General features: G+C 29.2%; 29 protein-coding genes. 14 read left to right on the forward strand and 15 right to left on the reverse strand.

Annotated elements, in window-relative coordinates:
- Window positions 1–40 precede the first annotated feature (40 nt).
- The 7 genes from ABXT45_RS06930 to ABXT45_RS06960 are packed head-to-tail and all read left to right on the forward strand — an operon-like array spanning window position 41 to window position 5,439.
- Window positions 41–1,078 carry an aldo/keto reductase gene (locus ABXT45_RS06930; protein WP_415313390.1) on the forward strand — a complete coding sequence of 346 codons (1,038 nt, stop codon included), beginning with the start codon at window positions 41–43 and terminating at the stop codon, window positions 1,076–1,078.
- Window positions 1,079–1,116: 38 nt separating this feature from the next.
- Window positions 1,117–1,581, forward strand: coding sequence for an invasion associated locus B family protein (locus tag ABXT45_RS06935; protein ID WP_415313391.1), 465 nt, complete (start codon window positions 1,117–1,119; stop codon window positions 1,579–1,581).
- 4 nt (window positions 1,582–1,585) lie between these two features.
- Entirely contained in the window at window positions 1,586–2,773 is a 1,188-nt protein-coding gene (locus ABXT45_RS06940; protein WP_415313392.1) for an argininosuccinate synthase, read from the forward strand.
- A 4-nt stretch (window positions 2,774–2,777) separates the two neighbouring features.
- Window positions 2,778–3,395 carry a DsbA family oxidoreductase gene (locus ABXT45_RS06945; RefSeq protein WP_415313393.1) on the forward strand — a complete coding sequence of 206 codons (618 nt, stop codon included), beginning with the start codon at window positions 2,778–2,780 and terminating at the stop codon, window positions 3,393–3,395.
- 56 nt (window positions 3,396–3,451) lie between these two features.
- Entirely contained in the window at window positions 3,452–3,910 is a 459-nt protein-coding gene (locus tag ABXT45_RS06950; protein ID WP_415313394.1) for a hypothetical protein, read from the forward strand.
- Entirely contained in the window at window positions 3,910–4,290 is a 381-nt protein-coding gene (locus ABXT45_RS06955; protein ID WP_415313396.1) for a phosphate-starvation-inducible PsiE family protein, read from the forward strand. The genes ABXT45_RS06950 and ABXT45_RS06955 overlap by 1 nt, the downstream gene beginning before the upstream one ends.
- A gap of 6 nt (window positions 4,291–4,296) precedes the next feature.
- A complete protein-coding gene (locus ABXT45_RS06960) occupies window positions 4,297–5,439 on the forward strand; it encodes an FAD-binding domain-containing protein (protein WP_415313397.1) in 1,143 nt (380 codons plus the stop codon).
- Here ABXT45_RS06960 and ABXT45_RS06965 read toward each other — a convergent pair.
- Genes ABXT45_RS06965 through ABXT45_RS06990 form a run of 6 tightly spaced genes read right to left on the reverse strand, consistent with a single transcriptional unit; the run spans window position 5,436 to window position 9,162 of the window.
- Window positions 5,436–6,044: a MarC family protein gene (locus ABXT45_RS06965; RefSeq protein ID WP_415313398.1), complete on the reverse strand. Its 609-nt coding sequence runs from the start codon at window positions 6,042–6,044 to the stop codon at window positions 5,436–5,438. The genes ABXT45_RS06960 and ABXT45_RS06965 overlap by 4 nt on opposite strands.
- A 35-nt stretch (window positions 6,045–6,079) precedes the next feature.
- The gene (locus tag ABXT45_RS06970) at window positions 6,080–6,802 is read right to left on the reverse strand and encodes a type 1 glutamine amidotransferase (RefSeq protein WP_415313400.1); all 723 of its coding nucleotides are present in this window, start codon (window positions 6,800–6,802) and stop codon (window positions 6,080–6,082) included.
- Between the two features lie 3 nt (window positions 6,803–6,805).
- Entirely contained in the window at window positions 6,806–7,222 is a 417-nt protein-coding gene (locus ABXT45_RS06975) for a YqaA family protein (protein ID WP_415313402.1), read from the reverse strand.
- The gene (locus tag ABXT45_RS06980) at window positions 7,219–7,341 is read right to left on the reverse strand and encodes a DUF2256 domain-containing protein (RefSeq protein WP_168606963.1); all 123 of its coding nucleotides are present in this window, start codon (window positions 7,339–7,341) and stop codon (window positions 7,219–7,221) included. The genes ABXT45_RS06975 and ABXT45_RS06980 overlap by 4 nt, the downstream gene beginning before the upstream one ends.
- Window position 7,342: 1 nt before the next feature.
- Entirely contained in the window at window positions 7,343–7,672 is a 330-nt protein-coding gene (locus ABXT45_RS06985) for a hypothetical protein (RefSeq protein WP_415313403.1), read from the reverse strand.
- The gene (locus ABXT45_RS06990; RefSeq protein ID WP_415313404.1) at window positions 7,672–9,162 is read right to left on the reverse strand and encodes a cryptochrome/photolyase family protein; all 1,491 of its coding nucleotides are present in this window, start codon (window positions 9,160–9,162) and stop codon (window positions 7,672–7,674) included. Before ABXT45_RS06990 ends, ABXT45_RS06985 begins: the two co-directional genes overlap by 1 nt.
- Before the next feature lie 27 nt (window positions 9,163–9,189).
- Here ABXT45_RS06990 and ABXT45_RS06995 point away from each other — a divergent pair, with 27 nt between their 5' ends.
- On the forward strand, window positions 9,190–9,900 hold the full coding sequence (locus tag ABXT45_RS06995) for an SDR family NAD(P)-dependent oxidoreductase (RefSeq protein ID WP_415313405.1): 711 nt from the start codon (window positions 9,190–9,192) through the stop codon (window positions 9,898–9,900).
- Here the strand turns inward: ABXT45_RS06995 and ABXT45_RS07000 are convergent.
- Window positions 9,897–10,748, reverse strand: coding sequence for a heparin lyase I family protein (locus ABXT45_RS07000; protein ID WP_415313406.1), 852 nt, complete (start codon window positions 10,746–10,748; stop codon window positions 9,897–9,899). The two genes, ABXT45_RS06995 and ABXT45_RS07000, sit on opposite strands and share 4 nt — an antisense overlap.
- A 70-nt stretch (window positions 10,749–10,818) precedes the next feature.
- Between ABXT45_RS07000 and ABXT45_RS07005 the strand changes: the two genes are divergently transcribed.
- A complete protein-coding gene (locus ABXT45_RS07005; protein WP_415313408.1) occupies window positions 10,819–11,883 on the forward strand; it encodes a PQQ-dependent sugar dehydrogenase in 1,065 nt (354 codons plus the stop codon).
- Between the two features lie 2 nt (window positions 11,884–11,885).
- Here the strand turns inward: ABXT45_RS07005 and ABXT45_RS07010 are convergent, their stop codons facing one another.
- From ABXT45_RS07010 to hemC, 6 genes are all read right to left on the reverse strand, one after another.
- Entirely contained in the window at window positions 11,886–12,938 is a 1,053-nt protein-coding gene (locus ABXT45_RS07010; RefSeq protein ID WP_415313410.1) for an MBL fold metallo-hydrolase, read from the reverse strand.
- A 219-nt stretch (window positions 12,939–13,157) separates the two neighbouring features.
- Window positions 13,158–14,003 carry a bifunctional 5,10-methylenetetrahydrofolate dehydrogenase/5,10-methenyltetrahydrofolate cyclohydrolase gene (locus ABXT45_RS07015; RefSeq protein WP_415313411.1) on the reverse strand — a complete coding sequence of 282 codons (846 nt, stop codon included), beginning with the start codon at window positions 14,001–14,003 and terminating at the stop codon, window positions 13,158–13,160.
- A 10-nt stretch (window positions 14,004–14,013) separates the two neighbouring features.
- A complete protein-coding gene (locus tag ABXT45_RS07020; protein WP_415313413.1) occupies window positions 14,014–14,301 on the reverse strand; it encodes a YggT family protein in 288 nt (95 codons plus the stop codon).
- Window positions 14,298–15,383: a mechanosensitive ion channel family protein gene (locus tag ABXT45_RS07025; protein ID WP_415313414.1), complete on the reverse strand. Its 1,086-nt coding sequence runs from the start codon at window positions 15,381–15,383 to the stop codon at window positions 14,298–14,300. Before ABXT45_RS07025 ends, ABXT45_RS07020 begins: the two co-directional genes overlap by 4 nt.
- A gap of 2 nt (window positions 15,384–15,385) precedes the next feature.
- Window positions 15,386–16,084 carry a uroporphyrinogen-III synthase gene (locus tag ABXT45_RS07030; protein ID WP_415313415.1) on the reverse strand — a complete coding sequence of 233 codons (699 nt, stop codon included), beginning with the start codon at window positions 16,082–16,084 and terminating at the stop codon, window positions 15,386–15,388.
- A 1-nt stretch (window position 16,085) separates the two neighbouring features.
- Window positions 16,086–17,009, reverse strand: a complete 924-nt coding sequence (gene hemC / locus ABXT45_RS07035) for a hydroxymethylbilane synthase (RefSeq protein WP_415313417.1) — start codon at window positions 17,007–17,009, stop codon at window positions 16,086–16,088.
- A gap of 59 nt (window positions 17,010–17,068) precedes the next feature.
- Between hemC and tsaD the strand changes: the two genes are divergently transcribed.
- Window positions 17,069–18,142, forward strand: coding sequence for a tRNA (adenosine(37)-N6)-threonylcarbamoyltransferase complex transferase subunit TsaD (tsaD, locus tag ABXT45_RS07040; RefSeq protein WP_415313418.1), 1,074 nt, complete (start codon window positions 17,069–17,071; stop codon window positions 18,140–18,142).
- Window positions 18,143–18,330: 188 nt separating this feature from the next.
- On the opposite strand, the gene ABXT45_RS07045 is transcribed toward tsaD, so the two are convergent.
- A complete protein-coding gene (locus ABXT45_RS07045) occupies window positions 18,331–19,026 on the reverse strand; it encodes a class I SAM-dependent methyltransferase (protein WP_415313419.1) in 696 nt (231 codons plus the stop codon).
- Window positions 19,027–19,405: 379 nt separating this feature from the next.
- Here ABXT45_RS07045 and ABXT45_RS07050 point away from each other — a divergent pair, with 379 nt between their 5' ends.
- The 4 genes from ABXT45_RS07050 to acs all read left to right on the forward strand — a co-directional run bounded on the left by ABXT45_RS07050 (window position 19,406) and on the right by acs (window position 24,282).
- Complete coding sequence (locus ABXT45_RS07050; RefSeq protein ID WP_415313421.1) at window positions 19,406–20,848, forward strand: PQQ-dependent sugar dehydrogenase; 1,443 nt, start codon at window positions 19,406–19,408, stop codon at window positions 20,846–20,848.
- A 110-nt stretch (window positions 20,849–20,958) separates the two neighbouring features.
- Complete coding sequence (locus tag ABXT45_RS07055; RefSeq protein WP_415313422.1) at window positions 20,959–21,765, forward strand: hypothetical protein; 807 nt, start codon at window positions 20,959–20,961, stop codon at window positions 21,763–21,765.
- A gap of 39 nt (window positions 21,766–21,804) precedes the next feature.
- Window positions 21,805–22,224 carry an EVE domain-containing protein gene (locus ABXT45_RS07060; protein WP_415313423.1) on the forward strand — a complete coding sequence of 140 codons (420 nt, stop codon included), beginning with the start codon at window positions 21,805–21,807 and terminating at the stop codon, window positions 22,222–22,224.
- A 12-nt stretch (window positions 22,225–22,236) separates the two neighbouring features.
- Window positions 22,237–24,282, forward strand: a complete 2,046-nt coding sequence (acs, locus tag ABXT45_RS07065; protein ID WP_415313425.1) for an acetate--CoA ligase — start codon at window positions 22,237–22,239, stop codon at window positions 24,280–24,282.
- Here acs and ABXT45_RS07070 read toward each other — a convergent pair.
- A complete protein-coding gene (locus ABXT45_RS07070; RefSeq protein ID WP_415313426.1) occupies window positions 24,279–24,902 on the reverse strand; it encodes an esterase in 624 nt (207 codons plus the stop codon). The genes acs and ABXT45_RS07070 overlap by 4 nt on opposite strands.
- Between the last annotated feature and the right edge of the window lie 78 nt (window positions 24,903–24,980).

A 24,980-nucleotide genomic window follows, 5' to 3' on the forward strand; every position in this document is an offset into this window, starting at 1 on the left:
TTACTATTATTTCAAGATGTCTTAATAAGGCTTAATTATTATGAATTATAAAAAACTAGGAAATACAGATTTAAAAGTAAGCACTATTTGCCTTGGAACAATGACTTGGGGCGAACAAAATACACAAAATGAGGGTTTTGAGCAAATGGATTATGCCCTAGATCAAGGTGTAAACTTTTGGGATACTGCAGAGCTTTATGCTGTTCCGCCAAAAGAAGAAACTTATGGTCACACTGAAATTATAATTGGTAATTGGTTTAAAAAATCAAACAAAAGAGACAAGGTTGTTTTGGCAACCAAAGTTGCTGGACCTATGAGAGCTTATTTAAGAGGTGGTGGAAATAATTATGGAATAGAGAAAATAACTCAAGCTGTAAATGATAGTCTAAAAAGACTACAAACAGATTATATCGATCTCTATCAACTTCATTGGCCAGAAAGAAATACTAATTTTTTTGGAAAATTGGGTTACGAACATGATGACAGTAGTGAGTGGAATCAATTTGAAGATGTCTTAGGCAGCTTACAAAAATTTGTTGATGCTGGTAAAATTAGAGAAGTGGGTTTATCCAATGAAACACCCTGGGGTGTCTCTAAGTATCTAGAGCTATCAAAAAAAAAAGGTCTTCCAAGAATGATGTCGATTCAAAACCCTTATAATTTGTTAAATAGATCTTATGAGGTTGGCCTTGCGGAAATTTCTGTAAGAGATGAAATTGGCTTGTTGGCTTATTCTCCTTTAGCAGGTGGATTTTTATCTGGAAAATATAGAAATGATAAAATACCAAAAGACTCGAGAATTGATCGTGATGGTAATTTTTGGACTCGGTACTTAAAGCCTAATACTAATAAAGCAGTAGATGAATATTTTAAGATAGCTAAAAAACATAACCTTGATTTAACTCAAATGTCTTTAAAATTTTGTGAAATACAGTCTTTTATGACAAGTGTTATTATTGGTGCAACTACAATGGAGCAGTTGAAAACTAACCTGGAAAGTGTAAATATAGATTTAACTGAAGAAGTAATTAAAGAAATAAATGAAGTACAAACAATTTACCCTAACCCATGTCCTTAATTAAAAGTTTTATAATTCTACTTTTTATAACTACCTTTGTGGAAAAAGTTAGTGCTGAAGAGATGAAGAAAATGGGCACACACAAGGACTGGGAAACATATGTAATAAATGATGAAAAGGGTAAAGTTTGTTTTGCACAATCAAAACCAGTTTTACAAGCGCCTAAAAATAACCCAAGAGAGGCAAGATTGTTTATTAGCTTTAGACCAGAAGAAAACGTGGCTAATGAAATAAGTGTTACTGGTGGATATGAGTTTAATAATAAAAATTTAGTTAAAGTAACTTCTGGAAAAAATAAGTATAAATTTGATCTTATCCAAGATGGTTTTGCTTGGATGTCAGACACAGATAATAATTTAGAGAAAAAAATGATAAAAACCATGAAAAAAGGATCTAGAATAATGGTTGCAGGTCATACTCAAAATGGATCTCGAACTATTGATCATTATTCATTATTAGGTTTTACTAAAGCATATAATGCTACTAAAGCAAATTGTAGTTAGGTAAATGCAATCTAAAAAAAAAATTGTTCTTGCATATTCAGGCGGACTAGACACTTCTATTATTTTAAAATGGCTTCAAGAAAATTATGATGCAGAAGTTATTTGCTACACTGCTGATGTTGGTCAAGAAATTGATAGAAAAAAAATTATAAAGAATGCAAAAAGATTAGGTGTTAAAAATATTATTATTGAAAATCTAAAAGATGTTTTTGTAAAAGATTATGTTTTTCCAATGCTTAGAGGACATGCAATTTATGAGGGGGTTTATTTATTAGGTACTTCAATTGCAAGACCCTTAATTGCAAAACGACAAATTGCTGCTGCTAAAAAATTTGGAGCTTATGCTGTTTCACATGGATCAACTGGTAAAGGAAATGACCAAGTAAGATTTGAATTAGGCTATCATTACTTTGGGCCCAAGGTAAAAATTATTGCACCATGGAGAATATGGAAATTAAACTCTAGAACAGATTTAATTAAATATGCAAAAAAAAATAATATTCCAATACCAACAGATAAAAAAGGTGCTTCTCCTTTTTCTATTGATGATAATTTATATCACACATCAACAGAAGGAAAGGTTTTAGAAAACCCAAAAAATTCGGCTCCTGAGTTTCTTTTTCAAAGAACAGTATCTCCTGAAAAAGCACCTAACAAAGCTTCATTTGTAACTATAGGATTTAAAAATGGAGATCCAATAACTGTAAATGGTAAAAAGTTAACTCCAGGAAATTTATTAGAAAAACTTAACGATGTCGCTGGTAAAAATGGGATAGGTAGAGTTGATCTAGTTGAGAACAGATTTATTGGGATTAAGTCTAGAGGTGTTTATGAAACACCTGGTGGAACACTATTAATGTCAGCACATAGAGCAATTGAGTCTGTTACTTTAGATAAAGAAACTATGCATAAAAAAGATGAGATTATGCCTAAATATGCTGAACTTATTTACAATGGTTATTGGTACTCAAAAGCAAGATTTAAACTTCAAAAAATTGTCGACCTTAAAAAGAATAAAGTAAATGGCTCCGTTAAGCTTAAATTATACAAAGGTAATATCACCATAATGTCTAGACAGACAAAAAGTAATGCTTACTCAATGAAAAAAGTTTCTTTTGAAGAAAATAAAACCTTTAATAAATCAAACGTAGAAAGATTTATTAACTTTCATAAGCAAAAGCTTCGTTCGTAAATTAATGAAAATAAAAGTATTTGCTGACACAATTTGTGGGTGGTGTTTTATTGGTCAGACAAGATTAAATAATGCGTTAAGAAAATTTCCTGAAACTAAGTTTGAGATAGAGCATGTCCCATATCAATTAAATACTGATATGCCAAAAGAGGGAATCGAAAGAGACAAATATCTAGAAATAAAGTTTGGTGGAAGAGAGTTTGCACAGCCAATGTACGATCAAATGACTAATGAGGCTAAAAAGGAAGGTCTTAATTTTAATCTAGACAAGATAAAGAAAACACCCAATACAGTATTTTCTCATTTATTAATAAAATTAGCCGAACAATCTAATGTGCACAACGAAATTAAAGAAAAAATATATCAATCATATTTTATTGAAGGTTTTGATATTGGAGATAAAGAAATTTTAATCAATATTGGAAAAGAATTTAATATTAATGCAGATGTAATTAATGATTTTTTTAATTTAAAAAATATTGAAGAAGTTAATTCATATATTTCAGTTGCAAGAGAAAAAGAAATTAATGGAGTGCCTTTCTTTGAAATAGGAACAAATTTTATTTCAGGCGCCCAAAGCTCTGCAAATTTGGAAAGTGAAATAAAGTCCAATTTAAGGTAAAAATTAAAGGACACTTTAACCTTTGCCTTTAACGTATAAATATCTATTCTGGTTACATGGAATCATTAAAAAATTGGATGATAGATGCTGCTAACATTTTATTTGATGATAGTAAAAATGATCTAAGATCTTTACCAAGATCTGTGAGATTGCAAATTTTATTAGTTTTAAGCTTTGTTTGGACAACTGTTTTTAGTTTATATATATTTTCTTATACAACTTTTGCCTTTGGTTGGGCTGGTCTTTACATAGCTCACATTGGACTTATTTTTGCAGTCTATATGACTTTTAAACATTTTCACAAAGCAGAGGCACAATCTAGTAGTGTATTCATAACCAAAAATTTTGATCCATTTAAAATTATGGTTATTGTTTTTGTAATTGTATTCATCTTTATATTTTCTAAAGGAATAGAGGTTTTAACGAGTCCCAACCCTAGTTCTTACTCAATCCCGTATGATGGTCCATCAAAATCAGTGTTTGAAAAATGGCTACCATTTAGTAAAGATAAGTAATGGAAAAAATAGCAAAAAATTTACAGCTAGCATTAATGTGCATTATTTTAGTAAGCACTGTAATCGCTGTTGGTATAGAAATTAAAAATATGTTTCTAAATCAATCTGTAATGTTGGCGGATTTACTATTAATGTTTCTGTATTTAGAAGTTTTAGCAATGGTTCGTGTTTTTTGGAATCAGCAATCAATCAGCATAACTTTACCTCTTTTAATTGCAATCACTGCTCTGGCTCGATTTATTATATTACAAGGAAAAGAAATGGATCCATCAGCATTAGTTTATGAAGCTGTAGCTATAGTTCTAATTGCATCTGCAATTGTTATTCTTAGATTAAGACATAGTGACAAATTAGGTCTAAAGAAAAGAAAATCTAAATAGTTTAAAATGATATTTGAAGCTTCAAGGGCTAAAGCCGTTGATCAATTAAATAATTTTATTGAACAAAATCTTTCAGATTATTCAAAACTAAGAAATTTCGATTTTGGACCTGATAATAGATCTAATATTTCTTGTTTATCCCCTTATATAACTCACGGAATAATTAATGAATTAGAAGTAGTTGATAGATCTCTTAAAAAGTTTTCATTTGTAAAAAATGAAAAATTTATTCAGGAAGTTCTATGGCGTGTTTATTGGAAAGGTTGGCTAGAATTAAGACCTAATGTTTGGTCAGATTACTTAATAGAATTAGGTAAAGTTAAAGATCAATTTAAAAACAATCAAAATTATTTGGATGCAATTGAGGGAAAGACAAATGTAGATTGTTTTAATCAATGGGTAATTGAACTTAAAGAAAACAATTATCTTCATAACCACACAAGAATGTGGTTTGCAAGTATTTGGATTTTTACACTAGAATTACCATGGCAATTAGGCGCTGAATTTTTTTTGCAACATCTTTATGATGGGGATACTGCATCAAATACCCTTGGGTGGAGATGGGTAGCTGGAGTTCAAACTCAAGGCAAGCATTACCTAGCAAGTGAATGGAATATAAATAAATTTACAAATAATAGATTTAAAAACATAAAACTGAATGAAAATGCCAAGCCTATATCCAGTGATAAAATATATTTTGTTACCAATAAGAGTTTTGAAAATTCTGAGATTTCTAAAGATAAAACTTTATTAATATTTGAAAATAATATGACATTTGAATTTTCTGATTTTAAAGAACATAAATTTAAAAAAATTTTGTTAGTTTCGAATGATACAAATAGAATTATCAAATTAAGTGAAAAAGTGTTGAAATTTAAAGCTAATCTTTTAGAGGATCAAAAAATAAGATTAGAAGAAAAATTAGTTAATTGTGAAACTATTAGCATTAATGATTTAAAAAATATTACTGAAGAAGTTTATGGGATTTATCCGACTGTTGGTGAAAATTTGGATTTTATTCAAAATAACCAATTAAAAAATATTAAATTTTTATATAGAAAGTTAGATCAGTTTTCTTGGCAATATTGCAATAAAGGTTTTTTTAATTTTAAAAACTATATTCCAAAAATTATTGCTAATTTTAATTAAACTAAAAAGGTTTTAATTCCATCTAAGATATACTGCACACTCAATCCAACAAGAATAATAGCTACCACTCTTGAAATAACTCCAATTATTTTTTTATTTATTATTTTAGAAAATTTTGAAGCTATAAAAAAAATTATAAAAGTTAAAAATAAAACAGACACTAATGAAATCATTCCTGCAGTCTGGTTGGTAAAATTAGTTCCAATATCTGAGACAGAAACTATTACTGATGTGATGGCAGCTGGCCCTGCAATAATAGGCGTTGCTAAAGGAAAAATACTAACGTTATCAGAATTAAGATCTATATCTTCTTCTTTCCTTTGTTGACGCTTATCAAACAACATCTCTATTGCAATTAATAGCAAAATTATTCCCCCACCAATTGTGAATGCTGGATAAGAAATATTTAAATAACTTAGCAATGAACTTCCAAGTAATGCAAAAAAAAGCAATATGATTGAAGCTATTATTGTTGCACTTAATGCTATTCTTATCTTTTTGTTTGTATCCATATTTTGAGTAATACTTAAAAACAATGGGGTGTTTCCCAATGGATCTATAACAATAAAATATAGAAAAAAAGTTTGAATAAAAATCTCTGACATCTAGTTTGTCTATCTCTTTAAAATGATATTACAATTTAAATTAGAATTTTTTTAAAATTTTCATAGAGTGTTTTTGAATAGTTATTCATATCAGTCATATTATTTTTTGCAGCTTGATCAAATTTTTCTAACGCACCCTCACCCAATTGATCTTCAAGAGCTTTTTTATACTCAGGTACACAGCCCCACTCATTAACTGTTGTGTCTTTAATTTCGATATGAAATTGAATTCCATAGGCATGATTTTGATATTTGAAAATTTGATATTTTGTTACAGGTGATGAGGCTAACAAAGTAACATCTTTATTATCATCTACTCCTTTCACCTCATAGGAATGCCACTGTAAACTTTTAATTTGTTCTGGAAATTTTGAAAATAAAATATCTTCATTTTTTTCTTTAGTAAAATTTATTTCCATTATTCCAATTTCTGCTGGGTTAGATTTTACTACCTTGCCACCGACAACTTCTCCTAATAACTGACAGCCTAAACAAAAACCTAGGTAAGGCTTCTTTAAATCAATGACAAATTCTTTAATTGCTTTTTTTTCTTCAATTAACCATGGGTATTCTTGCTCCATAAAAGTATCCATTGGACCACCCATACAAAACATTCCATCAAATTTACTTAAATCACTTGGAATTTTTTCACCTTCATCCAACTCTACAGTAGTTAAGTTAAAGCCATCAGCTAGCATTAAATCTTTGATATAGCCTGGATCTTCAATTTTTATATGTTGTAAAACTATTATATTCATTACTTAGCCCATCAAATAGAAAACAATAAGGTACCTACTTACTTTTCCAATTGCTACTAAAATTATAAAATCTAAAAATCTAACTCTCAATAAGCCTGCAACTAAAGTCAGTGGATCACCTATTATAGGAATCCAAGCAAATAATAATGATAATTTACCAAATTTATCAAACCATTTTGATGATCTTTCTATTTGTGTTTCTTTAAATGGAAACCACTTTTTTGTGGTAAGGTTTCTTGAATAAAATCCTAAAGCCCAGTTAACAACAGATCCTAAAGTATTTCCGAAGCTAGCAACGATTAATAATAATAAATTATCATAATTTGATGTTGCAATTAACCCTGCCAATGTGAGCTCAGATGAAAATGGTAAAATGGTTGCAGCTAAAAAAGATATAGTAAATAAAGATAGGTAAATCACTTAGAACACTTCTTTGAACAATACTTTACCTTATCCCAATTTAACTTCCATTTCTTACGCCATGTAAAAGGTCTTTTACAAACAGGGCAAATTTTTGAAGGTAGATTCTCTTTTTTCAATTTAAATTTCTTTAAAATTTTGTTTCCATTTTTTTATTGCATCTTCCCAACTCGGCATTAGGTCGTCTTCATATCCATAAACAGAACCTGTTCCAATAGATTTAAAATTCTTCATTGCCAACGCATGATGTTTACCTCTTAAATAATCCATCATCTTATTCTTATTCTCCCAAGCAGTTAGAGTATGATAATACCTATTGATCTTTTTTGACTCACAAAAAAAATTCCCATTCGCTTTTCTTGCTGCTGCAAAACTTGGTGTTGTGTATCTCATAAATTTTAACATTCCAAAAAAGCTTTTAACTTTTATACCTGTTATAGAAATATACATTATGCAGTATTTAATTTAATAAATTTATCTGCTTCAGATAAAATCATCTTTTTTCTTTCATCTTTCATTTTATCAAAAACATAAACCATCATTGATAATCTAGGGTTCTTTAAAAAAAATTTTCTGTTTTTATCTATAAATCTCCAATAAAGGCCATCCATCGTATTGCACCACTCCCCTTTTTTAAAATCCATCATCTTCATAAAATAACTTGATCCACAGATGTATGGTTTCGTTGCAAAAATACCTCCATCACTAAATAAGCCCATTCCATAAACATTAGGAACCATCACCCAGTCAGATGAATCCACAAACATTTCCATAAACCATTTGTAGACAATTGTTGGTTTCACTTCACAAAGGTTCATTATATTTGATAAAATCATTAACCTTTCTATGTGATGAGACCACCCATGATTAACGGCGTTTTTAATCGAATGATCCAATGGAGGCAAACCAGTTGTGCCTTCATACCAAGACTTTTTCATTTTTCTTTCATGATTGAAAAAATTTTTTGTTTCCATTTCATCAGAGTAACCTTGATAAATTCCACGCATGAACTCTCTCCAGCCAATTACCTGACGAATATATCCTTCAAGTGAGTTCATTCTAATTTTATACTTTTTATGAAATTCTAAAATTTTTTGAATGATAATCTCAGGAGTTATCAATCCTAAATTAATATACGGACTTAATGCACTATGAAATAAAACATTATCTTTTTGATTAACAGCATCTTCATAGTCACCAAATAAATTTGATTTTTCTTTAATAAAAAAATCTAAAAGTTTAACCACATCACTATATTCAGTTGCAAGCCAAAAGTTACTTGTACTACCAGGATGATCTTTAAATAATTTTTCAATAATTGGTTTTAATTTTTTAGTATGACTAGTTTCACTAATTTTTGGAAATTTTGGTATTAATATATCTTTTGGTAATTTATTCCTATTATCTTCATCAAAACTCCATTTGCCTCCAATAGGATTTCCATCCGCTCCCATTAATATTCCAGATTTTTTACGAACCTCTTTATAAAATGTTGCCATAAAAGGTTTTTTTGATTTTGCTAAATAACTTTTAAACACATCTCTTGAGTTTAAAAACATTGGAGTTTGAACAATATTCCAGTTAATTTTTTCTTTTTTTAAAAATTGCGAAATTTTCTTTTCAAAAAATTTATCCTCAACCTCAAAGCTTGAAATTTCAGTAATTTTTTTTTTATCAATGATAATCTTTAATTTCTCAAAGTAAGTGTCTTTAAAATCTTTGTCCTCAATTTTAGAATATTCAACTTTGTATTTATTCACCTTAAGCATATGCGCATATGACCTCATAGAAGATAGAAATAGCAGTATCTTTTGCTTATGATGCTTTTCGTAAGTACATAGTTCATAGTCTTCTGCCATGTAAAAAGAGTGGTCCTTTTTGAAGCGGTCTACGTATTTTAATGGAAATAATTGATTGCCAAGTATAAAAAACAATTTCATAGTTAAATATAACTAAATAAAAATTATATGTCAGAAAAATATCTTATTTTTGGTGCGACAGGTTCTGTAGGCTCTAGCTTAGCAGAACAATTAAAGAATTCAGGCAATGATATTCATCTTGTAGCAAGAAATGAAATTGAAGTTAAAGCTATCGCAGAAAAATTAGGCTGCTCACATACAGTTGCTGATGTTTTAGAAGATGGATTTATAGAAAAAGTAAAATCAGATGTTAATGAAATTAAGGGTATTGCTTACTGCGTAGGATCTATTGATTTAAAACCATTAAGAATGGTTACAGAAGCAGATATGAATAAATGTATGAAACTAAACCTTTATTCAGCTGTTGAAGTTATAAAAGGATTTCAGGAAAGTTTAAAAAAGAACAAAGGTTCAGTAGTTTTATTTTCAACTGTTGCTGCTCAAAGAGGTTTTACTAATCACACAATTATTGCTTCTGCTAAAGCTGCTGTTGAAGGGTTAACTGTTACACTGGCTGCTGAGTTTGCTCCACATATTAGGGTAAATTGTATTGCACCAAGTTTATCAAAATCTAAAATCGCAGAGCCAATGTTAAAAAATCCTGCAATTGCAGAAGGAATTGCTAAAGCTCATCCTCTTAAAAGATTGGGTGAAGGAAAAGATTCTGCAGCGCTTGCTAAATTTTTAATTACTGAAGAGAGCTCTTGGATTACTGGACAGATAATAGCTGTTGATGGTGGAAGATCTAAATTATCTTAATCAACTGGTTTTAGTTTAGGATTAATATTAGCATCTACTTTTTCTATTGATTTGCCTCTTCTTATTTCATCATAAAAAACAATTTGAGTTGGCATTTTACCGCGGTTCCGTTCTTTATACTTACTTATAAAGCTTCGGTATATACCATGTTTAAAATAAATTCCTTCTGGTTTGAAAAAAATTGGAGATTTTAAGATTTCCACTTTCTTGATACCATCTACCCATGCATCCATTCTTTTATTTTTAAAATCTAAACAAAAAGAAATATCTGTCCAAACTTCTTTCATATCTTTTAAAAGCTTTAGTCTATGATATCTCGACTCATCAATAACGTTTGTTGCCGAACCACTAAGATCATGCCAATTTAAAAATAAATATCCTTGACGTGCATCAATTTGAATTAAAGGTGGAAAAGAAGCTAGACCACCAGCTGTGCCTGTTGGGCCACCATATTGATGAACTTGGCCTAAGGAAGTATTGGTTGGATACGTATCAATAAAATCTTTAGATAACATTAAGCTATATCCATAGCACTGCTTTCCTTTTGGAATTTGTCTGGGTCTTGTTGAAAACTCAACTCTTTCTCGATTGGTATCACAGTCACTCCAATTGTTATCTCCGAAACAATCGCCGTCTCTAAGCTCAAATCGCTGAAAGTACTTTCCTGCACGTGCTTTTGTTTTATCTTTGATATATTGAAAGTTATAGTCATTATGATCCATAAAGTTTAAATGAAACTTAAAACCACTTCTCTTGGTTTTTAAACCAAATTTACCATCTTCATCTTTAAAAGTTCCAGAAATGGCAAAAGTTGGGATTAATAAAAAAATGATTAATAATTTTTTCATATTTGAACAATAAGATAATAAAGTACAATATTCTTTTAAATCAAACAATCTTGAATTATAAAAATTTACTATGAAGGCCTTATTTTATTTATTTTTTTTATTAATTTTTTCTTTATCAAATAGTTATTCTGAAAATTATAAATTCACTAAAATAATAGAACTAAATGAACCCTGGGGATCTTCATTTATTAATAATAATGAAATCATTATTACTGAAAAAAGTGGAAAAATTAAAATTGTTAATGTTGTTTCAAAAGAAGTTATAGAGATTAAACATAATCTTAATTTTTTAGAAGTTGGCCAAGGTGGATTATTAGATATTATTTACCAAGATAATACTCTGTGGATTTCTTATTCAGAAGATAGGGGAAATTCAAAAACAAGCACATCAATTGCAAAAGCAAAATTAGATAAACAAGAATTAGATTTTAAAAATATTTTTCAAGCAAACCCTCCTATAGATTCAGGTTATCATTTTGGTTCAAGATTAGTGATTAAGGATGATTATATTTATGCGTCAGCTGGTGAAAGAGGCCAAGGTATGATTGCTCAAGATCCCACAAAACATCCTGGTAGTATTATTAGAATTCATACTGATGGTACTATTCCAAAAGATAATCCAAAATTTGAAGGTAAGAAAAACTGGTTACCCGAAATTTATCAAATAGGTGTTCGTAATCCACAAGGTTTAACACTCTCCGATTATGATGGAAAAATATATTTAAGTAATCATGGAGCAAGAGGTGGCGATTGGTTTGGAGAGGCTAAAAAAGGAGAAAATTATGGATGGAAAATTTTAGGCTGGGGAGGAAAAAATTACTCAGGAACAAAGATAGGTCCTAAATGGAAGCCAGGTTTTACTAAAGCAATTCAATATTGGGTACCTTCTATAGCTACTAGTGCTATTACAATTTACAAAGGAAATGAGTTTAAGGAATGGAATGGGCATGCACTAGTTACTTCTTTAAAAGATAAGTCTTTAAGAAAATTAATATTTAATGATCTAACTAATGTTAAAGAAGATCTTATATTTAAAAATAATGTTGGAAGAATAAGAGATATTCAAGTTCATCCATCTAATGGTAAAATATTTTTCTTAAGTGAAAATGCTTTATGGTTAATGGAAAAAAAATAATCTTAATTTGATAATATATTTTTTAAAGAGTTTATCTCTCCAATTTTAAAGATAATAGCATCCTCTTTTTTAAAACCATATTTTTCTGCACTAACTTTAAATCGTATAGGTGGTTCCATAATTGGCTCCAAAGATAAAACAAAAGTTCCCCAGTGTGTTCCCATAACCTTTTTACTTCTTAAATCTTTTGCTACATTTAAAGCTTCTTCTGGTGTTGTGTGATAAATTGATTTATCAAACATAGGTTTAAAGTCATATGCTCCAATATTGATCATTGTTAAATCAATTGGACCATATTTTTCACCCAATTCTTTATAAATATTTCCATAACCAGTATCACAAGCAAATAGGATTTTTTTACCCTTATATTCAATTAAGAAATTACCCCAGAGTGTTTTGTTCATATCTGTAAGGCTTCTCTTCGACCAGTGAACTGCAGGTAATAAAGTTACTTTTAGATCATCATTAACTTTAATTTCTTCGTACCAATCCATTTCCTTTACATCGTTAAATCTACTTTTTGTAAAATATTTTCCAAGATTTAGAGGGGTTAAAACTTTTGTATCTTTAAACGGATACTTTCTAATAGTTCCCATATCTTGATGATCATAATGATTATGTGTTAATAATAATAAATCAGTCTTTGGGATTTCATTTAAATTTAAAGCAGGCTCAGTAAATCTATCTGGGCCAAAAATTAAAGGTCCTGCATTTTTTGAAAACACTGGATCTGTTATAATCGTTGTATCCCCTAACTTAATTAAGTATGTAGCATGACCAATCCAAGCAATATAATCTTCATTTTTATACTTTTCTAAATCAGATAAAACTTTCTCTTTAGCTACAACATGTTCTTTTGGAACGGTCATGTCTATTTTCTTTTTTAATTTAATGAATTGTGTGTATGAAAACTTGGCTTGGCTAGTTCTAACTGGCGATCCTTCTGGATTTCTAAAAGTTCCATCTGGTAAATGATGATAAGGTTTTTTTTCCATAGCAATTATTGAAGAGTTATAAATAATAATTGAGAATAAGAAAATTAAAAATTTTATCATTTATATTGTTTCTTTTAATTAAATTTTTGTTTTGATGCATATGGACATTAATATTCCTTTATCAACTAATTATAAGCTTACTAGTCATTTAAAAGTTACTTATGTCATGACTGGTCATTTTTTGTTATTAGTTTGCAAGATAGTCATAGGAAAAACTTAAAAAAATAAACATGTCCTTCTTCAAATGGTAAGGAATTAATGGAGGGAAATGGAAAATTTTTATTTTTGAGATCTTTTAAAACACTCAATAGTATTTTTTAGCAAGCAGGCAATAGTCATTGGCCCTACTCCACCTGGAACAGGTGTTAAAGCTTTTGCAACTTTTGAAACTTCTTCAAATGCAACATCCCCAACTATACCGTTTTCAGTTTTATTAATCCCAACATCAATTACGATTGCATCTTTTTTAACCCAGTCAGCTTTTACAAGTTCTGGGATACCAACTGCCGCAACAATAATATCTGCCTCTAAACATTCTGCTTTTAAATCTTTAGTTTTTGAATGAGTTATCGTAACCGTACAATTTTCTTTTAAAAGTAACTGTGCCATTGGTTTACCGTTTAAATTTGATCTGCCAATCATAACAGCTTTTTTCCCACTCAAGTTTGGTTCAATTTTTTTAATCATTAGATAGCATCCTAAAGGGGTGCAGGGTACTGAACTTTCATATCCTGATGAAAGATTACCAACATTCATTGGGTGAAATCCATCAACATCTTTACTTGGTAAAATAGTTTCAATAACTTTTTGCTTATCAATATGCTTTGGTAAAGGTAGTTGAACTAAAATTCCCGAAATACCTTCATCTTTATTAAGTTCTTCAATTTTATCTAATACCGTTTTTTCTTCCACAGTCCCTGGATATCTAATTACTTCAGATTTTAACCCCACTTCATTCGCAGCTTTTTCTTTCATACGAACATAAATTTGGCTAGGAGCCATATCTCCAATTAATATTACTGTAAGTCCTGGAATTTTATTGTGTTTAGTTTTTAGTTCCACAACTTCTTGTCTTAGCTCTTCTCTGAGTTCAGCTGCTATTTTTTTTCCATCTATCAAAATCATATTTTTTTTATTAAGTTAGGGGGTATATATACTCAATCATCACCCTTTTTAAAACCTGAATTAATAAAAGCAATATTATCGGTGAAATATCAAAAGCACCAAAATTAGGAATAAATCGTCTTATTCTATTAAGGATTGGGTCTGTTAATTTATAAGTAAACTCTAAAACATTATAAACAAACTTATTATGCGTATTTAAAACATTGAAAGCGGTGAGCCAACTAATAACCACATTCGCAATAACAACCCAACCATAATAATATAGAAGTAACATTATTAGCTCGTAAATTATTATCATTTCTTTTCAATATAAATTGACTGACTTGGGAAAGCAAAAGCTGCTTTGTTTCCTTCAACAATTTGCTTTATTTCAATTGCAAGTTTTTCTTTAACCTCCAACCATGTTGAAAAACTATTAGAAGTAGTAAAACATCTAACCCTCATATCAATCGAACTATCTGAAAATTTTTCAACTCTAACTGCAACTCCTACAGCTTTATCAAAATCATCATTTTTATTAATGTGACCTTCAATTTCATTTCTTATTTTTTTTAATTGATCAACAGTAGTGTCGTATTGAAGTGTTATTGCCCAATCTATTCTCCAGTTAGTTGTCTCACTAATATTAATAACTGCATTTTCAGCAAATTGAAAATTAGGAATTATAGCTAAAGATTTATCAAACTTTCTTAAAACTGTTGATCTAAAACCAATTTTCTCGACAATACCTTCAATGATACCTTCTACTAATATCCAGTCTCCAATTTTAAATCTTTTTTCTACTAAAACTAAAATTCCTGAAATTAAATTTTTAAATAAATCTTGTGCACCTAAAGCAACAGCAACACCAAATAAACCAAGTCCTGCAATAATTGGTCCAATTTTTATTCCCCAAAGTTCAAGAACAGCTGCTAACCCTAAAATAAAAATTAAAATCTTTAAAGATTTTATAATCCAGCCCACTAGCTCACGGGTTAACATTTTATCTAACCCACTTAAAATATAAGAAATTGGTTCAATAATTTGATGGATAACCCAGAATATTAAAATTGTAATTAATGTTCGATTAATTGTATCAACTATAGCTCTGCCATCATCTGCAAAAGACATATAATAACTTGCAATAAAGAAACCTAGAACAATTGGTAAAAATCTAGCTGGCCCTTCCATTGCATGGACAAAGGTGTCATCTAATTTATTTGTAGTTCTTTTTGAAATTGATTCTAATCTTTTAATAATAACTTTACTTATTATTCCTCTAAAAATTAAAAAAATAAAAAATATTCCAATACCAATTAGTATCTGAAAAATATCCACTCCACGAATTCCTTTAGACCAAACAGAAATAAACAGGTCACTAAAATTACTAAATATGTCCATAATTAAATTTTATATAGCAAAAATTCTTCTTCTCCAGGGTTAAAAAGAAAAATTTTTTTCCATTTAATTTCATTAAGAATTGAAGAGGTTTTTTCTCCAATGCACATCAAATTAGTATTCATCCATAGGGTTTCTAACTGATAATTTTTAATTACTTTTAAAAAATTAATCGCACTATTTTGCGAATAAATGTAAGTGATTTCAGGCATTTTCAATTTCAGTCTTTCGATAAAGCCTTCATCATATTTTTCGATCATGTTGGCTCTATAATTAATTAGTCGTTCTATTGTGTACCCACTTGAAATGAGTTCCTTATCTAAATCGCTAGAGATTATTTCTCCACTTATATAAATTAACTTTCCTTCAGAAGATTTAAAATTTTGCAAAATTAATTCCTTAAGATTATTAACATTTCCCTCAGCTGCAAAAACATTTTGGAAACCAACACTTCTAGCTTTTTTTTCAGTAGCACTTCCAACGCAAAAGCATTTTAATTTTTTATCAATGTTCTTTATATCCAAAAATTTAATGGAATTAGTGCTGGTAAAAATAATTCCTTTAAACTCAAAATAGCTTGGAGCTTCATACTTTAAACCTTCAATATTAATTAAAGGTAAGTGAGATATTTCATGACCCAATGATTGAAATTTTAATATCATTTCATGACAATCTTCTAATGGTCGTGTGAACAAAATATGCATATTATTTTTTGTAAGAATTATTAGACATCTTTTTAAGAGTTTTTCCCATCTCTATTCCCAATTCTTCTGCTTTATCTATACTTTCAGATGACTTTAAATAATATCTTTTACTGCCATCTAATGAAAAAAGCTCTACTTCAAGATTGACTTTATCTCCATTAATGTTTGCAAACGCTCCTACTGCTGTTTCACAGTCTCCCTCTAAAACCTTTAAAACATTTCTTTCAGCTTTTATAGAGTTGTGCGTTGATTGATGATCTACTTGTTTTAATAACTCAATTAACTCTTTATCATTATTTCTACATTGCAAAGCAATGACTCCTTGTCCTGCACAAGGTATAATTTCTGAAGTAGAAAAAGTCTGAGATATATTTTGATTTAAGCCTAAAGAATTGATTCCAGCATAAGATAAGATAATTGCATCATATAAATTCTCGTTAAGTTTTCTTATTCTTGTATCAACATTTCCTCTAATTAATTTACAATCAAGATCATCTCTTATCCTTTTAATTTGAAATTCTCTTCTAAATGAGGATGTTCCAATAATTGAATTTGAAGCTAAATCTTTTAGATGTTTATTATCTTTACTAATTAAAATCTCTCTTGGATCATTTCTTTCTAAAAAACAATCTGTTAACAATCCTTTAGTTTCTTCAGATGGCATATCTTTTAATGCATGCACAGCTATGTCTATTTTTTTTTCTAATAATTCAACCTCTATAGTTTTTGAAAAAAGTCCCTTACCACCTACCTCAGATAATCTTTTATCCTGAACTTGATCACCCTTAGTTACAATTTCTTTAATAATTACCTCTTCAATTCCAAAATATTTTGAATGGTTAAGAATTTTTTCTCTAGCTTTTTCAGCGTAGATCAGTGCTAATTTGCTTCCTCTAGAGCCTATAATAATTTTTCTATTTTTCATTTAATTGCTTTATACTTCATACTTATATTGAGAATGTATTATTAATAAAAACTAATTTAATGAATAAAAAACCCATAATTTTAGGAATTGAATCAAGCTGCGATGAAACAGCTGCCTCTGTCATAACTGAAAATGAGCAAGATATGCCAACAATTTTATCAAGTATTGTTTCAAGTCAGGTAGATGTTCATAAAGAATTTGGCGGTGTTGTGCCTGAACTTGCTGCAAGATCTCATATGGAAAAAATAGATTTAATCACAAAAAAAGCACTTGATGAAAGTGGAGTAAAAATGAAGGACCTGGATGCTATAGCTGCAACTGCAGGACCTGGTCTTATGGTCTGTCTATCTGTTGGCTTAAGTTTTGGAAAAGCAATGGCCTCTTCACTTGATAAACCTTTTATAGCTGTTAACCATTTAGAAGGACATGCATTAAGTCCAAAACTAAATTCTGAATTAAACTATCCTTATTTATTACTTTTAATCTCTGGGGGTCACACACAGTTTTTAAGTGTTAAAGGGTTAGGAAATTATAAAAGATTAGGAACAACTATTGATGATGCTGTAGGTGAGGCATTTGATAAAACGGCAAAATTGTTAGGAATAGAGTTTCCTGGTGGTCCACAAATTGAAGTATATGCAAAAAAAGGTGACCCTAATAAATATGAGTTACCAAAGCCAATTTTTCATAAAGGGGGCTGTAACTTATCATTTGCAGGTCTAAAAACTGCTGTTTTAAAAATATCAAAGCAGATAAAAACTGATCAAGAAAAATATGATCTTGCAGCATCTTTTCAAAAAACAATTGAAGAGATACTATATAAGAAAAGTAAAATTGCTTTTGAAGAATTTAAAAAAATAAACATAACAAATAAAAATAAATTTGTAGTTGCAGGTGGCGTTGCTGCAAACAAAAGAATTAGAGAAGTTCTAACTAATCTTTGTAAAGAAGAGGATTTTGAAGCAATATTTCCACCTATTAATTTGTGTGGAGATAATGCAGCAATGATTGCAATGGTTGGATTAGAAAAATTTAAATTAAAGCAATTTAGTGAATTAGACAGTCCCGCAAAACCTAGGTGGCCCTTAGATGCAAATGCTGCTTTTTTAAAAGGTGCTGGAGTAAGATTGTAATGCAGTGCTGGCTAATGAATGCAGTAACGTTCATACTTATATAAAACCCCTCCAACTTATAGCCATTTTTGCTATCCTAAGTGCACAAGTAACTAAAGATTTAAAAGGAATGAAAAAGTATATCTTTGTTTTTTTATTACTCAAATATAGGCAAGGAAATTGTTCATAAAGCTGAGATTATTTTGGTATTATTGCTTTTCTATTGTGACAATCCTTTGAGGCTGGCGAATATGCAATGCATTGAAGAAATCTCTATCTCCATTAGAATTTAATTCAGTCCAACTTCGCATCACATCCTGTTGCTTATCTAAATCAAAATTAAAGATAAATGGCTTAGATGAAATAACTTTAGCATTATTTGCTAATGCCACTTCGCTTAAGCTTTTGGAACTTATAATATTCCAACCACTCTCAAGAATATCAGGATTATACTCCAGGCTCGATGATTTGTATTTAATAAATACATCTACATCATGCTCACTAACCATAGAGTGAATTATTAATCTGCCTTTTGGATTAAGCCAGCTGATAACATTATCCAACACTTTCTTATAGTCATCAAAAATGGCAAGAACACCCAACATTGTAATAACATCAAATTTCTCACTGATAGATTCTTTATCTAAGACGTTTCCTTTATAGAAATTTATATCTGGAAAATCTTTTTGCGCTTTAGTAAGTAAACTCACTAAATATTCTACTCCAATAATTTTGGCATTAGGAAATCGTGATTTCAAATACCTAGGACAAGCACCAGTAGCACAACCAACATCAGCCAAAGTTTGGAAAGGAGCGCGCTCTATTTCATCTGCAACTTCAATAAAAGCTTGCTTAACGTTCTTGTTATTTTCTTTTAAGTAAATTTCGTCGTGTGATCTTTTCATCTAAGGTTTTTATTTATTATTATTCATCTTTTATTATAAACTTATGAATTCAACAACACTTCGTTCTACTTATTGCAGCACTATCCTTAAAATCATCAATAAATTTTCTGAGTTATCTAATTTAGTTCATTTATTTAATCTTTATTAAAAATTTTATTTGCAAAAGAATATATGGTTTCTTTTATAATTTATATATAAGGCAAATATAATAAATATTTTTTAATATATGCCTCATGACATAGCGCAAAAAGTCTGTTTTTATTCACATCTTAATTAGTGCTCCTATATGACCTTTAAGAGTTTATTTAATAACTAAAAAGAAAAATTTTTAATTTGATATAAAATATATCTGTAATAAAAAAAGTAAAAATATAAATGAATGAGATTAATCAGAGCAAGTATGGTAAAAAATTTAATACACTATATGAAGAAAAATTATAAAAGAATAATTACAATTTTAATACTTGTGTTAGTATTTTTTGTTACATTATTAAGCTATCAAGATAAATCTAATAAAACGAAATGGCTAAAGGATCACTTAAACCAAGATTTTAAAAATTTTTTAAATAAAACATTACTATACCCTTTATATTTAAAAAAAAAGATTCAGCTATCTAATAAGAAATTATTAGAAAATCATAAAAAGCATGAAAAAATGATTTTTAATATTTTTGAAAATGGGCTTTACTTTAAAAAGATTAGAGAAAAATCATTAAATGTTAACAATGAACAGCTTGATTATTTTAAATGGAATTTAACATTTTTTGAGCCTGGGATCTTTGGAAAAAAACCAAGTTTTTATATTGAAAGAAATCAAGATAGTGTCTTTATTATTTCAGGTTCTGGATTATTATTTAAATTTAGTGCTAATGATCTAGAAAAAGATCAATTAAAACTTCTTAATATAAAAACAAATTTAGTAGAAATAATAGATGATGCAAAATTTTATCATAATCCGGCTCTCAGCATTAAAGATATTTTAATAAACAAAGATTATATCTATTTATCCTATTCAAAAAAAATAAAAGAAAATTGCTATAACACATCTTTACTAGGTGCAAAAATAAAAGAAAATAATATAAAGTTTGAAATTATTTTTGACCCAAAACAATGCGCTAAAGAAAACCCAACATCAGGTGGAGGTAGAATAGTTAAATTTGATGATAATAATTTTTTTTTAACAATTGGTGATTATTTTGATTGGACAGCTCCTCAAAATATAGATTCAATATTTGGAAAAATTATACTTATAAATCTTAAAGATAAAAATTTTAAAGTTGTGTCTATGGGTCATCGTAATCCACAAGGATTAACTTTTTTAAATACTGAAAATATATTGATTGAAACAGAACATGGGCCAAAAGGTGGTGATGAAATTAATTTAATTAATTTAAATAATAGTTTACGAATTAATAATTTTGGTTGGCCAATTTCTTCATATGGAGAACATTATGGTGGAAAAAAAAGCAAGATAGCCCCTTTGCACAAATCACACAAAGATTATAAATTTATAGAACCTTTGCTGCATTTCACACCATCGATAGGCATAAGTGAAATTATAAATGTAGATGAATTTTTTAATAAAAATAAAGATTATTATCATTTTTTTGTATCAGCTTTAGGGTATCAAAACCAAATTGATGAAGGCGATCAATCACTTCACCTAATAAAATTAGACCGAAAAAATTTAAAAATTATTGAAACAAAAAAAGAAAGAATTATACTAAATGAGAGAATTAGAGATCTCCATTCTAAAAATAAAGAAATTTTATTGTCTTTAGAGAGCTCACCTGCATTAGGATTAATTAAAAATGTTAATTAACAATAGTTAATACCTTCCCATACAAAACTCTCAATTGAAGCCATTTAATACATGCTATTATGCATGACATCACATAGTACGATTTAATTTTTTATGCTAAAAAAATGAATATGAAATTTTTATTAATTTTTCTATGGAGCTTATTTTTTTGCTTTAATGTTCAAGCAGGAAATAAAAACTTCTCTGGTTTTATGCTATTTGGTTCACCTAACACAAATAATTTAGCACCAATTTCTGAAAAATATAAAGGCAAAACACCTGAGATAAATTTAGACAATGGAAATGATTTAAAAATAATTATATATTCACATGGTACAACACGTCCTCAAAAAAAAGAAAACTGCACTAAATCATATCATAAAATTCCATCGTCTTTACGTATTTTAAAAAAATTTGATAATACTTATTTTTATTATCTTTGTTCAAAAGCTATTGATGGGGGTGTATTGGGGTCTTATATTGACAAAAGAAAGTTAGAGATAAATAAAATTTTAGATCAATTAATTTCTGCAAGTGTTAAACCAGAAAATATATTTCTTGCAGGTTACTCTGCAGGTGGGTGGACATCACTCATGATGATGAATCAGGTAGAAAAAAAATTCAATTCAGCGATAGTTTTTGCGCCAGCATTTGCTGGACCTAGGAGTGAGATAAATAAATACCCTAGGTGGAGAAAAGTAGAACGCCCTAGACAGGTTAAAGAAATGATTAAGGCAAGAATTATAAAGACTTTAATATTTGCATATGAAGATGATGCTTTTAATCGACCTCAAGAATTAAATTTTTTAAAGGAAAAATATCCTAATTCTGTGCAATTGATAAGTTATAAGTGTGGTAAAGGACATTATACTGTGCATAAAGATTGTAAATTAAATAAAACAAAAAAAATAATAAAAAATTATTTTGTAAATCAATAGTAAATAAATAAAAAATTGAATAAAACTATCCTTTAAATTATGTCAAGATCCTATTGGCTTTTAAAATCAGAACCTGATGTTTGGTCAATTGATCAGCAAAAAAAAGCTGGTTCTAAAGGTGCTCCCTGGGATGGAGTAAGAAATTATCAAGCAGCTAAAAGTTTAAGAGGAATGAAAAAAGGAGACCTTTGTTTTTTTTATCATTCAAATATAGGTAAAGAAATTGTTGGTATAGTTGAGGTTATTAAAGAAGCTTTCTTAGATAAAACTGACAAAGATGGACGATTTGTAGCTGTTCAAGTAAAGTTTAAAGAAAAATTAAAGAAAAATGTAACTCTTGAAGAGGTTAAAAAAACCAAGACTCTTAGCCATTTATCACTTATTAGACAAAGCAGATTATCTGTTATGCCCATAGACTCTAAAAGCTGGAAAATTTTAAATAAGATGAGTAATATTTAAATAAAAAAATTCATGCCTAAAAAAAAATCACTATCGAAAGTTAAAAAGAAAACTCCTAAAAAAACTAAGGTTAAAAAAAAAACAAAACCTATTAAGAAAAAAGTTTTAAAAAAAATTAAAGAAAAAGAATTAATCATAAAAACTAAACCTGAGTGGGTAAAAAGTGCTCTAGTAAATAAAGCGAAATATCAGAAAAAATACTCTGACTCGATAAAAAAAAATGATGACTTTTGGAAGGTTGAGGGAAAAAGAATTACTTGGATTAAGCCATACAAAAAAATTAAAAACGTAAAATATAGCAAAAAAGAAGTTAAAATTAAATGGTATGAAGACGGAACATTAAATGCTTCTGCCAATTGTATAGACCGTCACCTTAAAGATAAAAAAGATAAAACAGCCATTATTTGGGTGGGTGATGATCCAAAAGATACTAAAAAAATTTCTTACAGACAATTACATAATGACGTTTCTAAGGCTGCAAATGGTTTAAGAAAACTAGGGATTAAAAAAGGTGATCGAGTTACGATTTATTTAACTATGATTCCAGAGCTTGCAGTAACAATGCTAGCTTGTGCTAGAATTGGTGCAGTTCACTCTATTATTTTTGGTGGATTTTCAGCAGACTCTATTTCTGGTAGAGTTAATGACTGTAAGTCGCAGTACATCATTACTGCAGATGAAGGTGTTAGAGGGGGTAAAACCATTGCTCTAAAAGCTATCACTGATGAAGCATTGAGAAAATGTCCAGATGTTAAAAAATGTATTGTCGTAAAAAGAACTGGAAATAAAGTTGGTTGGGTTAAGGGAAGAGATATTTGGTATGACGATTTAATTAAAGATATGTCAAATAAATGTGAACCTGAAGAAATGAATGCGGAAGACCCTTTATTTATTCTCTACACATCTGGCTCTACTGGAAAACCAAAGGGAGTTTTGCATACAACAGGTGGCTATATGGTTTATGCATCCATGACACATCAATATATTTTTAACTATAAACCAAAAGATATTTATTGGTGTACGGCTGATATTGGTTGGGTAACGGGCCACAGTTATATAATCTATGGTCCTCTTGCTAATGGTGCAACAACAATTATGTTTGAAGGAATTCCAACCTACCCTGACAGTTCAAGGTGGTGGCAAATTATTGATAAATACAAAGTTAATATTTTTTATACAGCACCCACAGCTATTAGAGCTTTAATGAGAGAGGGTGATAAACCTGTTAAGAAAACTTCAAGAAAATCTTTAAAATTATTAGGAACTGTTGGAGAGCCTATTAATCCTGAGGCTTGGATGTGGTATTACAAAACAGTTGGAAATTCTAAATGTCCCATTGTTGATACTTGGTGGCAAACAGAGACAGGTGGAATTTTAATTAGCCCTCAAACAGGGGCTATGAATTTAAAGCCTGGTTCTGCAAGTAAACCTTTTTATGGGATTAAGCCTTCTATAGTTGATAAAAATGGTAAAGAAATTAAGGGAGCTGGTGAAGGAAGATTGTGTATTTCTCAGTCTTGGCCTGGACAAATGAGAACTGTTTATGGTGATCATCAAAGGTTTATTGATACTTATTTTTCTCAGTTCAATGGAAAATATTTTACAGGTGATGGTGCTAAGAGAGATAAGGATGGCTACTACTGGATAACTGGTCGTGTAGATGATGTAATTATTGTCTCTGGTCATAACCTTGGAACTGCTGAAATAGAAAGTGCTTTCGTTGCTCATCCAAAAGTTGCTGAAGCTGCTGTAGTTGGATACCCACATGATATTAAAGGTAACGGTCTATATTGCTATGTAACTCTAAATGTTGGAGAAAGATCAGATTTAGATCTTGAAAGAGATTTAAAACTTTGGGTAAGAAAACAAATTGGAGCACTTGCAACACCTGATATTATTCATTTTTCACCTGGACTACCCAAAACTAGATCTGGAAAAATTATGAGAAGAATTTTAAGAAAAATTGCTGCTAACGAACATGATCAATTAGGTGACACATCTACTTTAGCTGATCCAAGTGTTGTGCAAAGCTTAGTTGATAAAAGAAAAAATATTTAAATCTTAATTAATTCTTTAAATTCTTTTTCAATATTTTCCCATTTTAAGATCATGGAATTTAACACGATCTTTCTGTCTAAAATTTTTAATTCTTCAGCCACCGGTGCCCACTTATATAAAGTTAGAGCGCTTTCATTAAATGGCCAAGATTTATAATATATATTCCAGTCAATCTTTTCTAATCGCTCTTTAAATTTTTCTTTTGCTTTTGAAATAATTTCTTCTGGCATTTCATTTTTTTTTTCTTTGGTCAAAATTTCATCATAAATTTCATTAGCTTTGCTCATGTCCTTATAATTACAAAAAACATTCAAATACGATAGGCCATAAAAAGTAAGATCCTGAAGTGCTATAGAATAAATATTCCATTTAGCCTTATTAATGGATGCTAAAAATACTTCATCATCAAAGTGTAATACCCACTTAGTTCCCATTCTTGTTTTTAAATAGTTGTATAAAGTTACCTGTGACACCCAGGCTGATTTTGTTTGAATAAACAGTGTAAGGTCTTCCATATTCTTGATTTTTTTCTTTGGAAGAACTCCTTTAAACAAAGCAAATAAATAAACTCTAAAATCTTCAAGTTTTATGTCTTTTATTTTAAGTTTATATTTGAGCAATTTTACCTACTTTTTATATGCTTTATATTCCAAAAATGCCCCTAATTCGATCTATTTAAAGGCTTTCAATCTATCTCA

The sequence above is a fragment of the Candidatus Pelagibacter sp. Uisw_106 genome, from assembly GCF_047724975.1.
Taxonomy (GTDB): Bacteria; Pseudomonadota; Alphaproteobacteria; order Pelagibacterales; family Pelagibacteraceae; genus Pelagibacter.